14 protein-coding genes are annotated in these 11,036 nt (G+C 75.8%); 7 read left to right on the top strand and 7 right to left on the bottom strand.

Translation table 11 applies throughout. From position 1 onward, the window contains the following. Positions 1–46: 46 nt before the first annotated feature. Both ACWGB8_RS35975 and ACWGB8_RS35980 read right to left on the bottom strand, forming a co-directional pair. Positions 47–538 (bottom strand): NUDIX domain-containing protein, encoded by a 492-nt coding sequence (locus ACWGB8_RS35975; RefSeq protein WP_452217873.1) that lies wholly within the window; start codon positions 536–538, stop codon positions 47–49. Between the two features lie 115 nt (positions 539–653). After that, positions 654–1,535 carry a LysR family transcriptional regulator gene (locus ACWGB8_RS35980; protein ID WP_452217874.1) on the bottom strand — a complete coding sequence of 294 codons (882 nt, stop codon included), beginning with the start codon at positions 1,533–1,535 and terminating at the stop codon, positions 654–656. A 226-nt stretch (positions 1,536–1,761) separates the two neighbouring features. On the opposite strand from ACWGB8_RS35980, the gene ACWGB8_RS35985 reads away from it, so the two are divergent. Genes ACWGB8_RS35985 through ACWGB8_RS35995 form a run of 3 tightly spaced genes read left to right on the top strand, consistent with a single transcriptional unit; the run spans position 1,762 to position 2,939 of the window. Next, positions 1,762–2,085, top strand: coding sequence for a YybH family protein (locus ACWGB8_RS35985; protein ID WP_452217886.1), 324 nt, complete (start codon positions 1,762–1,764; stop codon positions 2,083–2,085). Positions 2,086–2,103: 18 nt separating this feature from the next. Then, on the top strand, positions 2,104–2,625 hold the full coding sequence (locus ACWGB8_RS35990) for a GNAT family N-acetyltransferase (protein WP_452217875.1): 522 nt from the start codon (positions 2,104–2,106) through the stop codon (positions 2,623–2,625). 29 nt (positions 2,626–2,654) lie between these two features. Further along, a complete protein-coding gene (locus tag ACWGB8_RS35995; RefSeq protein ID WP_452217876.1) occupies positions 2,655–2,939 on the top strand; it encodes an STAS domain-containing protein in 285 nt (94 codons plus the stop codon). Here ACWGB8_RS35995 and ACWGB8_RS36000 read toward each other — a convergent pair. From ACWGB8_RS36000 to ACWGB8_RS36015, 4 genes are all read right to left on the bottom strand, one after another. Beyond that, positions 2,850–3,845 carry a sigma-70 family RNA polymerase sigma factor gene (locus ACWGB8_RS36000; protein WP_452217877.1) on the bottom strand — a complete coding sequence of 332 codons (996 nt, stop codon included), beginning with the start codon at positions 3,843–3,845 and terminating at the stop codon, positions 2,850–2,852. The two genes, ACWGB8_RS35995 and ACWGB8_RS36000, sit on opposite strands and share 90 nt — an antisense overlap. Before the next feature lie 70 nt (positions 3,846–3,915). Beyond that, entirely contained in the window at positions 3,916–5,145 is a 1,230-nt protein-coding gene (locus ACWGB8_RS36005; RefSeq protein WP_452217878.1) for a serine hydrolase domain-containing protein, read from the bottom strand. A 194-nt stretch (positions 5,146–5,339) separates the two neighbouring features. Next, a complete protein-coding gene (locus tag ACWGB8_RS36010; protein ID WP_452217879.1) occupies positions 5,340–5,612 on the bottom strand; it encodes a hypothetical protein in 273 nt (90 codons plus the stop codon). A 158-nt stretch (positions 5,613–5,770) separates the two neighbouring features. Beyond that, positions 5,771–6,037 carry a UBP-type zinc finger domain-containing protein gene (locus ACWGB8_RS36015; protein ID WP_452217880.1) on the bottom strand — a complete coding sequence of 89 codons (267 nt, stop codon included), beginning with the start codon at positions 6,035–6,037 and terminating at the stop codon, positions 5,771–5,773. Positions 6,038–6,117: 80 nt separating this feature from the next. On the opposite strand from ACWGB8_RS36015, the gene ACWGB8_RS36020 reads away from it, so the two are divergent. Beyond that, a complete protein-coding gene (locus ACWGB8_RS36020) occupies positions 6,118–8,661 on the top strand; it encodes a lysylphosphatidylglycerol synthase domain-containing protein (protein ID WP_452217881.1) in 2,544 nt (847 codons plus the stop codon). Positions 8,662–8,679: 18 nt separating this feature from the next. Here ACWGB8_RS36020 and ACWGB8_RS36025 read toward each other — a convergent pair whose 3' ends face one another. Continuing rightward, on the bottom strand, positions 8,680–8,874 hold the full coding sequence (locus tag ACWGB8_RS36025) for a hypothetical protein (protein WP_452217882.1): 195 nt from the start codon (positions 8,872–8,874) through the stop codon (positions 8,680–8,682). A gap of 267 nt (positions 8,875–9,141) precedes the next feature. On the opposite strand from ACWGB8_RS36025, the gene ACWGB8_RS36030 reads away from it, so the two are divergent. The 3 genes from ACWGB8_RS36030 to ACWGB8_RS36040 all read left to right on the top strand — a co-directional run bounded on the left by ACWGB8_RS36030 (position 9,142) and on the right by ACWGB8_RS36040 (position 10,958). Further along, on the top strand, positions 9,142–9,600 hold the full coding sequence (locus tag ACWGB8_RS36030) for a carboxymuconolactone decarboxylase family protein (protein ID WP_452217883.1): 459 nt from the start codon (positions 9,142–9,144) through the stop codon (positions 9,598–9,600). 150 nt (positions 9,601–9,750) lie between these two features. Beyond that, complete coding sequence (locus tag ACWGB8_RS36035) at positions 9,751–10,386, top strand: class I SAM-dependent methyltransferase (RefSeq protein WP_452217884.1); 636 nt, start codon at positions 9,751–9,753, stop codon at positions 10,384–10,386. Further along, positions 10,383–10,958 (top strand): TrmH family RNA methyltransferase, encoded by a 576-nt coding sequence (locus tag ACWGB8_RS36040; protein ID WP_452217885.1) that lies wholly within the window; start codon positions 10,383–10,385, stop codon positions 10,956–10,958. Before ACWGB8_RS36035 ends, ACWGB8_RS36040 begins: the two co-directional genes overlap by 4 nt. Positions 10,959–11,036 lie beyond the last annotated feature (78 nt).

An 11,036-nucleotide genomic window follows, 5' to 3' on the forward strand; every position in this document is an offset into this window, starting at 1 on the left:
CGGCCCCGCAGCCCCGCGGGGCCGCGGCGCTCCGCCGGACGGCGGGTCAGAAGCCGGACACGTGCGTGGTGACGATCCTGACCCGGCCGTCCCGGGCCGCCTCCAGGGCGGCCCGCAGGCGCAGCGAGCGGGCGGGTCCCAGCAGGTCGAGCGCCTCCTGCTCGGTGGCCCAGCGGTAGTCGTCCAGCTCGCCGGCCGGCACGGTGACCGGGGTATCGTCCGGGACGGTGCCCAGGTCGAAGAGGAAGTGCTCGGCCGGGTGGTCGAGTTCGGCCGAGGCGTGGGTCCACGAGATGGCCAGCAGGTCGCCCGCCGCCCGGACGATCCCGGTCTCCTCCGCCAGCTCCCGCGCGGCGCACTCCGCCGGGCCCTCGCCCAGGTCGATGGTGCCGCCCGGGAACTGCCAGTGCTCCCGGTAGCCCGCCTTCACGATCAGGATCCGGCCCGACTCGTCGCGCAGCACCCCGCCGGCCGCCGCGTAGATCCGCGGCAGCGAGGCCAGCCACTCCTCGCGCGAGCGCAGCGGCTCGTCCGCCATGGCGCACCTCCTCCGTCCGCTCGGACCCGCCCACCGGTACGGGCCGGGTCGCCCGCTCCGCCGTGGTCCCCCGCCCATTCTGCACGCCGCCCCCGCGGCCGCCCGGGCCCGCCGCTCAGGCCGTAGCGAACTCCCGGCGGCAGTGCCCCAGCAGCGCGCGCAGGGCCGGGGCGCGGGTCGGCCGCCAGACCAGGGCGAGCAGGGCGGGGACGTCGGCGTCGGCGAGCGGGAGTGCGACCACGCGGGCGCCGTAGGCCTCGGCCATCGAGCGGCTGAGCAGGCCGACACCGAGGCCCCGGACGGCCAGGTCGACGATCGCGTCGGGGGCGCTCGCCTGGAGCGCGATGGCCGGACGCAGGCCGAGCCCGGCGCAGCAGCGGTCGAACACGGCGCGCAGACCGGTGCCGGCGGGCATGCAGACCACCGGGTGCCGGACCAGTTCGGCCAGGCCCAGCTCCGTTCGCCCGGCCAGCGGGTGGTCCGGCGGGACGACCGCCACCAGCCGCTCGCTGAGCAGGGTGAGCGCCTCCAGCCCGTCCGGGGTCTCGGCCGCCGCGCCGATCAGGGCGAGGTCCACCGCACCGGTGCGGACGGCCTCGGCGAGCCGCTCGGCGCCGTCCTCCACGAGCACCAACTCCACGCCCGGATGCGCCCGGTGGAAGGCGGCGAGGGCGTCGAACAGCGGGGTGACGGTGCAGCCCGTCACCATGCCGACGGTGAGTCGGCCCCGGATCAGGTCGGTGACCTCGCCGACCGCCTGCCCGACCGAGCCGGCCGCAGCGAGCGCGGCCCTGGCGTGCTCCAGGGCGGCCCGGCCGGCCTCGGTCAGGCCGGCCGAGCGCGCCGACCGGTCGAACAGCTCGGCCCCCAACTCCCGCTCCAGCTGCCGGATCTGCGCACTGACCCCGGACTGGCTGATGTGCACCCGCTCGGCGGCGCGGGTGAAGCTGCGCTCCTCGGCGACGGCGACGAAGTACTCCAGCTGCCTCAGTTCCATGACTGTGGATTCTAGATCCCAGCAGAACCATCTGTTGGAGTTCTGATCATCGCTGCACGAGGCTGGAAGCAGCGGGGGAACGGGAGAACCCCCGGCCCCGAGAGCCCAGGAGTACGCCGTGACCCAGCACAGCACCGCGACCCAGCACCGCACCGCGGCCCAGCACCGCACCGCGACGGAGTACGACGCCTACGAGAAGGCCGAGCGTCCCGAGGACCTCACCCGCCTGTTCGTCGAGCGCTCCAACGCCGGCGACGCCACCGGGGTGGCCGCCCTGTACGCCGAGGACGCGGTGATGGCCTTCCCGCCCGGCAGCACCACCGTCGGCCGCGAGGCGATCCGCGAGCTGTGGGCCCGGGTCCTGGAGAACCGCCCGCAGTTCGTGCCGGAGCCGCCGCTGCCGACCCTGCGCAGCGGCGACCTCGCCCTGACCTCCACCCCGCCGAGCGACGGCGCCGGGGCCCGCGCCCAGGTCGTCCGCCGGCAGCCCGACGGCAGCTGGCTGCGCGTCCTGGACCAGCCGGAATTCGTCGACCCCCGGGCCCGGTAGGGGCGTACGCTGCCCGGCATGGTGATCGTGGAGCGGCTGCGGGCCGGGCACGCCGGGGCCCTGCTGGCCTTCGAGCGGGAGAACCGCGGGTACTTCGCCCGGTCGGTGCCGGACCGCGGGGACGCGTACTTCGCGGAGTTCGCCGACCGGCACCGGGCGCTGCTCGCCGAACAGGAGGCCGGCACCTGCCACTTCCACGTCGTCCTGGACGGGCACGGGGAGCTGGCCGGTCGGGTCAACCTGGTGGACGTCGCGGACGGCGAGGCCGAGTTGGGCTACCGGATCGGCGAGCGCTTCACCGGCCGCGGGCTGGCCGTCGCCGCGGTCGCCGAGGTGTGCCGGACGGCGGCCGAGGTGTACGGGCTCACCGCGCTGACCGCGGCCACCACGCTGGACAACCCGGCCTCGGCGGCCGTGCTGCGGCGCAGCGGGTTCACCGGGACGGGCGCGGCCGACTTCGGCGGCCGGCCGGGCCGGTGGTACCGCCGCGAGCTCCGCGCCGCGGGGAGATTCCGGGCGGACCCGCGCCGGGACCGATGAGCGCGGCCGCCCCGTCCGGTCTCCTCCGCATGGAATCCACGAGCACCGCCCACCCGAAGACCCTGATCTGCGACGTCACCGCCCTCGACGGATGCGACCTGCCCGCCCTGGACGCGCTCGCCCGGCTGCGCTTGGCCCTGCGCCGCCACGGCCTGGAGCTGCGGCTGCGCGGCGCCGGCGGCGACCTGCGGGAGCTGCTCGCACTGACCGGACTGGCCGGCGTGCTACCCGTCGAGCCGCTCGGGCAGCCCGAACAGCGGGAAGACCGCGTCGGTGTCGAGGAAGTTGGTGAGCCCGGTGATCCGGCCCGCTGACAGCTCCGGCACGATGAGCGCCCACGGCTCGTACCCGCCGTCCGGGCTCGGCCGGTACTGCCCGAAGGCCGGGCCGCCGTTGGCCTCGACCGGGACGAGCCGCGAGCCCCGGCAACCGCTGCCCGGGCCGAGCATCCACGCGCGGATGTCGGCCTTCCCCCGGAGCCACAGCTCGAACGGCGGCATGTTGAGCGTGACGTCCTCGTGCAGCAGGGCGGCCAGGCCGTCCATGTCGTACTGCTCGAAGGCGCGGACGTAGCGGTCGAGCAGGGCGCGGTGGTCGTCGTCCAGGGCGGCGGCCGGGCGGGCGGCGGAGCCGTCGGCGGCGAGCACCGCGCGGGCCCGCTGGAGGGCGCTGTTGACGGAGGCGACGGTGGTGCCGAGCAGTTCGGCCACCTCCGCCGCCTTCCAGCCCAGCACCTCGCGCAGCACCAGGACGGCCCGCTGGCGGGGGGCGAGCCGCTGCAGCACGGCGACGAACGCCAGCCGCACCGAGTCCCGCTGGGCGGCCACCTCGGCCGGGTCGGCGTTCGCGGACAGCACCCGGCCGTCCGGGGCGGGGCCGATCCAGGTGACCTCGGGCTGCTGGGCGAGGCTCGCGGTGGCGACCGTGGAGGGGCCGGAGAGGTCCATCGGACGCGCCCGCCCGTTGCGGCCGTTGAGCGCGTCGAGGCAGACGTTGGTGGCGATCCGGTACAGCCAGGAGCGCAGGGCCGCCCGGCCCTCGAAGCCCCGGTGGCCGCGCCAGGCGCGGACCATGGTCTCCTGCACGGCGTCCTCGGCCTCGAAGATCGAGCCGAGCATCCGGTAGCAGTAGCCGGTGAGTTCGGTGCGGTACTTCTCCAGCTGCCGTTCGAGCGGCTCGTCCGTCTCCGGCGCCGCCACCGTCGCACCCGTGTCGTTCATGTCCGCCGCCCCAGCCGTCCGCGCTTCCGGATGATCGGCCGCAACGTACCGCAGGGCACCGACAGCGCGCTCACCACTTCTGCCCGCTGCCGTACGCGGTGGTGACGACCCGCCAGATGGTGTCGAGGTCGGCGCCCCCGATCCCGGTGGGGTTGAACGAGTAGACGACGGTGCGGCCGAGGTCGCGGGTGGCGAAGACCCCGTTGGTGTATCCGGGACGCGAGCCGGTCTTGCCCCACAGGACGGTGCCGTTCGGCAGGGTGGTGCGCATCAGGCCCTTGCTGAAGCAGGCGCGGCCGGCCGCCGGACCGATGTCGCAGGTGCGGTTGCGCAGATTGGGCAGGTCGGGGACGGCGAACAGCTCCGCCTGCTGGGCGGGCGGCAGCAGCCGGCCCCGCAGCAGCGCGGTCAGGAAGCGCTCCAGGTCGGCGGGGGTGGAGACCATGCCGCCCTCGGCCCAGGGCCAGGCGCTCTGCTCGGTGACCTCGATCCGGGTGGCGGGGGCGCCGTCCGCGCCGGGCACGTCCAGGTGGGCGCGGTTGTGCGGGCCGCGCAGGCCGAGTTCGCCGGCGGCCGGGAGGTAGGTGTCGCGCAGGCCGAGCGGGCGGGTGATCCGCCGCTGCAGTTCCTCGGCGAAGCCGCGGCCGGTGACCTTCTCGACCAGCATCCCGGCGACGAAGGTGTTGATCCCGTTGTACTGCTGCGCGGTGCCGGGCTCGAAGGACATCGGCTGGGCCACCGCGGAGGCGACCACCTCGGCGGGCGCCCAGGAGCTGGTGCGGTGCTCGGCGAACCAGCGGGCGCTGCCGTCGCCGAGCTCCGGGCCACCGCCCGGCAGTCCGCTGGTGTGGTCGAGCAACTGCCCCACGGTGACGGGCCGGTAGGAGTCGGGCAGCAGCCCCGGCAGGTGGCGCTGGACGGTGTCGTCCAGGTCGAGCCGGCCCTCGGCGGCAAGTTGCAGTACCAGCGTCGCGGTGAACACCTTGGAGATCGAGCCGATCCGGAACCGGGCGTCCGCGGAGACGTCCGCCCCGGTCGTCCCGGACCAGTGGGCGCCGCGGCCGCCGACCTCCACCAGCGCTCCGGTGTAGCGGTCGGCGGGCAGTTCGGCGAGGGCGGCGGTCAGTCCGGCGCGGTCCAGCGGGGCGCCGGGGCGCAGCGTCCCCGCCACCGTGCTGCCCGGACCGGCGGGCCGGTCGTGGGCGAGCGCCGGGGCGCCGGCCACGGTGACGGCGGCGGCCAGCAGCGCACCGGCGACGAGGGCGGTGGTCCGACTGCGGCGCTGCACGGGCTGGTTCACGGCTGACTCCCCGACGGGTGCTCGGGCCGCGGCACTTCCGCGGCCTTCGTCGACGAGTCTTCCGGTGCGGGGCGCCCGGGCCATCCGGGGACGCCCCCGGTCCGACCCCGAGGCGACCCCGGGAGAGCCCGGGGTCGCGGCCCGAGCAGGCGTCAGGGGCGGGAGGGTCCTGGCCCTCCCGCCCCTGCGGGACCTCAGTGCGCCGAGTGCTTCTCCGCACCGCGGTGGCGGTGCCCCTTGAGCTCGGCGTGCATCGCCGGGGCCGCGGGCACGGCCGCGGTGCCGGAGTCGCGCCCGCCGTGCCGGAACGGGCTCTGGCCGGAGCGGGAGCCGCCGGCGGAGGGTGGGGCGCTGCCGACCGGGCCCGGGGGGACGGATTTCGGGCTCGCCGCCATGCCCCGGCGTTCGAGCAGTTCCTGGGTGCCCCGGCGGAGTTTGCCGGTACTGCCGGTCGTTCGCTTGGTCATCGTCGACCTCCCTTCGGCGGTCACCGGCCGCGCAAGTGCCGGACGGTGGGGCCGCACGGGCGTTATGTCCGGATTTTAGCCGATCCACCCCGAACCGGCCGCCGCCCACCCACCGCTCGCCGCCACCCGTCCGCCCACTGCCACCCGCCGGCCGGTGCTCAGCCGATCAGCTCGTGGACGTAGCACCAGCGCCAGTCCTCCCCCGGCTCGTACGAGCGGATCACCGGGTGCGAGCTGTTGTGGAAGTGCGCCGCGGCGTGGCGCTGCGGGGAGAAGTCGCAGCAGCCGATGTGGCCGCAGTCCAGGCAGATCCGCAAGTGCACCCAGTCCCGGCGCCCCTGCGCGAGGCACTCGGCGCAGCCGTCCGCCGGAGGGGCAGGATCGATGTCCCGAGGGGCCGCCGAGAGGTCTTCGCAGGCGCTCATGGTCGCAGGGTAGTGACGGCGGGCCCGGCCCGCGCACCGAGACACGCCCCACCGCGCGGGCGGCCGTGGGAGCATGCCCCGTGGCCATCACGACGGAGAAACAGGGCGGCCCCGTCCCCGACGCCGGGGACGGCGGCAGCCCCGGCACGCCCGCCCGGATCCCCGCGCAGCCCGCCCCGGCGCCCGCCCCGCCGGTCGGCGAGGGCCGGGTCCGGCAGCCGGTGGCGCTGATCCGGCTGCTGCTCGGCCTGTCCGCGATCGGCCTGACCCTGTTCCTCGCCGACCTCGCCCAGGGCACCGCGGTCGGCATCGACGCCGACGTCGCCCAGCTCGCCGGGCTGATACCCGGCCCGGTGGCCGCCGTCGCCGCCGCCCTGACCACCGCCGGTCTGCTGCTGGTGCCCGTCTGGTCGGCCGGCCGCCGGCTGCTCGGCCCCGACCGGCGGCGCACCGCCCAGCACCTGGCCGACGGACTGCTGGCCGCCGTCCTCGCCTACGGGGTCTCGCTCGCCCTCGACCTGTGGATCGCCGGACCGGCCCCCGACTCGCTCGCCCTCTCGCTCACCCACCTGCCGCCCACCGGCCCCGATCCCACCGAACCGGTCTACGGCTACCTGGCCCCCGTCCTCGCCTTCCTGACCGCCTCCGGCGCCCGCGAACGGCGACTGCCCCGGCTGGCGCTCGCGCTCTCCGCCCTGGCCGGCCTGGCGAGCGGGTACGCCACCCCGCTCGCCCTGCTGCTCGCGCTGCTGCTCGGCAGCACCGTCGCCCACGGCACCCTCTACGCGGTGGGCGCCCCGGACCCCCGGCCCCGGCCAGAACAGCTGCTGCGCAGCCTGCGCGAGGCGGGCCTGCGCCCACTGGACGCCCGCCCGGTCGCCCCCGACCGCTACCTGGTCCGCCAGTACGACGGCCGGCCCGACCTGGACGTCCAGCTGCTCGACCTGCAGGCGCTCACCGCGGCGCTGTTCCAGCGCGCCTGGCGCCGGCTGCGGCTGCGCACCGCCCCGCACCCGCGCGCCCTGCGCAGCCTGCGCACCGGCCTGGAGCACGAGGCCCTGGTCTCGTACGCGGCGCTGGCCGCCGGGGTGCGCACCCGCCGGATCGCCGCCACCGTCCAGCTCACCCGGGACACCGCGCTGGTCGCCTACCAGCACCTGCCCGGCCGCACCCTCGACGAACTCGCCGACGAGGAGCTGACCGACGGGCTGCTCACCGACGCCTGGACGCAACTGGGGCTGCTGCAGCGCCGGGAGATCTCGCACCGGGCGCTGGTACCGGGCTCGGTCCTGGTCGACGCCGCCGGCGCGGTGCACCTGGTGGACCTCGCCGACGGCGACATCGCGGCGAGCGAACTGGTGCTCCGCTGCGACCTCGCTCAGCTGCTGACCACCCTCGCCCTGCGGGTCGGCGCCGAACGCGCGGTGCGCACCGCCGTCGCCGTGCTCGGCCCGGACGCCGTCGGCGCGGCGCTGCCGCTGCTCCAGCCGATCGCGCTGGCCCGGGCCACCCGCGCCGAGCTGAAGCGGGCCGGGCTGCGCCAGGCCGCCGAGCGGGCCGCCGCCGCACCCGCCGGTGCGCCCCCGGCCGGCCCCGTGCCGGAGCTGCTGGACGCCATCCGGGCCGAGGTCCTGCGCAGCCGGCCGCAGGCGCCCGGCCGGCCGGTGAAGCTGGAGCGGCTGCGGCCCCGGATGCTGCTCGCGGTCGGCGGCGGCGTGCTGGCCGCCTGCCTGCTGCTGCCGCAGTTCTTCACCGCCGACAACAACCCGATCGCCACCATGGCGGACGCCGACCCGGGCTGGCTGGCGCTGGCCCTGCTGCTCGCCGCCGCCAGCCACCTCGCGGCGGCGATGGGCTTCGTCGGCTTCGTCCCGGAGCGGCTGCACTTCCCGAGCGCGGTGCTCACCCAGGTCGCCGGCTCGTTCGTGAAGCTGGTCTCGCCCGGCGGGGTCGGCGGGGTCGCCCTGAACACCCGCTTCCTCCAGCGCTCCGGCATCCCCACCGCCCAGGCGCTGTCCAGTGTCGGCGTCGGCCAGCTGCTCGGGCTGGTGCTGCACCTGCTGCAGCTGGGCGCCTTCGTCTACCTGCTCGGCCAGCACCCGGGCGCGGAGTCCGGCTCGGACTCCGAGCTGAAGGCCCTGCAGGCGGTGGTCGGCGGCCTGGCGGGCGCCGGGGTGCTGCTGGCGCTGGTCGCCGTGGTGCCGCGGGCCCGGCAGTGGCTGGCCACCCGGCTGCGTCCGCTGACCTCCGAGGTGCTGCCCCGGCTGCTCGACCTGCTGCGCAGCCCGGGCCGGCTGGCCGTCGGGGTCGCCGGGCAGCTGCTGGTCTCGCTCTGCCTGGTCGCCTGCCTGTACTGCTGCGCCCGGGCGATCGGGCGCGAGCCGGCCTTCGCCTCGGTCGCGGTGGTGTTCCTGATCGGCAACGCGATCGGCAACGCGGCGCCCACCCCGGGCGGGGTGGGCGCCGTGGACGGCGCACTCGCCGGGCTGCTGACCCAGACCGCCTCGATGGACCCGGCCGGCGCGGCGGCCACGGTGGTGCTCTACCGGCTGCTCACCCTGCTGCTGCCGGTGCTGCCGGGCTGGGCGTCGTTCACCTGGCTGCAGCGGCGCGGCGCGCTGTAGCGCGGCCCCGCGGGGCGGTCATTCGCGGTACTCGTCCTCGTCGAGCGGGACCGTCCGGCTCTGCTCGGCGGCGTCCGCGACCTCGGTGGCCGGGTCGGCGCCGAGCGCGCGGCGCTCGGCCAGTTCGTCGTACTCGTCGCCCTCGGGGGCCGCGTCGTCCGACTCGACCGCCTCGTCGACCTCGTCCAGATAGTCCTCGTGGTTCTGCGGCATGGCATCCGTCCTCGCTGCTGCTCGGAGTGTCGCACGGGCCTGGTGGCGGTACCGGAAGGGGCGGTGGGGCAGGCCCGGGAGGTACCGGAAGGTACTGGAAGTATCCGCCGCCGCCGACCCGGACGCGATGCGTCGGCCCGGCCCCGGCGTGTTGCCGGGCCGTCCGCGGCAGGGCGGGGGGCGGCGCCGCCACGCGCGAATTGACCCGCGGAAACGGGTCGGAAGTGCACCATGCCGGGGGTGCAGTCGCCCCCTAGGGTGGTGATCATGACGACGAACGACAGCGCCCCCCGCCTCGACTACGCCCGCACCGCCCCCAAGGTCTTCCGCGCGATGATCGCGCTGGACGCCGCCGCCCGCGAGGGCCTCGACCCGGCCCTGGTCGAGCTGGTGCAGGTCCGCGCCTCGCAGCTGAACGGCTGCGCGTACTGCCTGGACATGCACGTCAAGGACGCCCGCAAGGCCGGCGAGAGCGACGAGCGGATCTACCTGCTGCCGGTGTGGCGGGAGGCCCCCGCCGGCGTCTACTCGGAGCGCGAGCAGGCCGCCCTCGCCCTGGCCGAGGAGATCACCCGGATCAGCGAGGGCGTCTCCGACGAGGTGTATGCCCGGGCCGCCGCGCTCTTCGAGGAGCAGGAGCTCGCCCAGCTGATCTCGCTCTGCTACACGATCAACGCCTGGAACCGGATCAACATCGCCACCCGCAAGACCCCGGGCACCCTGTAGCCGCGCAGCCCGGCCCGGCCGCCGCGCACCCGGTGCGAGCTGCGCGGCTGCCGGGCCCCGGGCCGCCGGGGGTACGATCAGTGCCGTACCAGCAGGGCTTACCCACACCCACCCGGTGGCCCCGAGGCCCTTACGAACGACGGGGAAAGCATGTCCGGCTCGCACTACTTCACCGGTGCACCCGAGGTCGCCAGCGAACGCCGCCCGATCACGGTGAACCTCCCGGACCTCACCCTGGAACTCACCACCGACACCGGTGTCTTCTCCCGCAGCCGACTCGACCCGGGGACCCGGATCCTGCTGGAGCACGCGCCGCCGCCGCGGGTGCGCGGACCGCTGCTGGACGTCGGCTGCGGCTACGGCCCGATCGCGCTGACCTGGGCGAGCCGCCGCAGGCGGCTGCCGGTCTGGGCGGTGGACGTCAACACCCGCGCCCTGGAACTGGTGGAGCTCAACGCGCAGGCACTGAAGCTGGGCAACGTGCACCCCGCACTGCCCGAGGACGTCCCCGCGGACCTGCGGTTCGCGGCGATCTACTCCAACCCGCCGATCCGGATCGGCAAGGCCGCCCTGCGCAAGCTGCTCCACCAGTGGCTCGGCCGGCTCATCCCGGACGGCTCGGCCTTCCTGGTGGTCCAGCGCAACCTCGGCTCGGACTCGCTGCAGAAGTGGCTGAACGAGCAGGGGTACCCGACCACCCGCGTCACGTCGGTCAACGGGTTCCGGATTCTGGAAGCGCGGCCCCGCCCCGAGGGCCCCAAGAGTGGACGAGGTACGACGTCGTGAAGCAGCTCCGCGGGACGGACCTGAAGCGCCTGCACCGCCAGTGGCGGCGCAGCAACGAGTTCAGGCTCGCGATGATCCTGGAGAACCTGCAGTCGCCGTTCAACGTCGGCTCGGTCGTCCGGACCGCCGCCGCGATGGGCGCCGAGAAGCTGTACCTGACCGGCGACACCCCCTCCGTGCGCTCGTCCGGCGCCCAGAAGGCCGCGATGGGCACCGACAAGTACCTGAAGGTCGAGCACTTCCCGACCGTCGCCGAGGCGGTGGCCTCCGCCAAGGCGGACGGCTTCAAGGTGGTCGGCCTGGAGCTGGCCGACGATGCCGCGCCGCTGTTCGGCACCGCGCTGACCCCGGCCGTCGCCTTCGTCCTCGGCCACGAGGACCGCGGCATGACGCCCGAGGCGCTCGATCTCTGCGACGCCGTCGCCTTCGTGCCGCAGCTCGGCCGGGTCGGCTCGCTGAACGTCTCGGCCGCCGCGACCGTGGCCTGCTACGAGGCCCGCCGCCAGGGGTACGCGATCAGCGGCACCCCGGACGGCAGTGACGCCGGCGACGCCGGGCTCGACGAGGACTGACCCCCGCCACGGCGGGCGAAGGGCGCACCACCCGGCGGGGGTGGGCCCGTCGCCCTGCCCCCCCCCCCCGCCCGGGGC

It is taken from the genome of Kitasatospora sp. NPDC054939, from assembly GCF_053610105.1.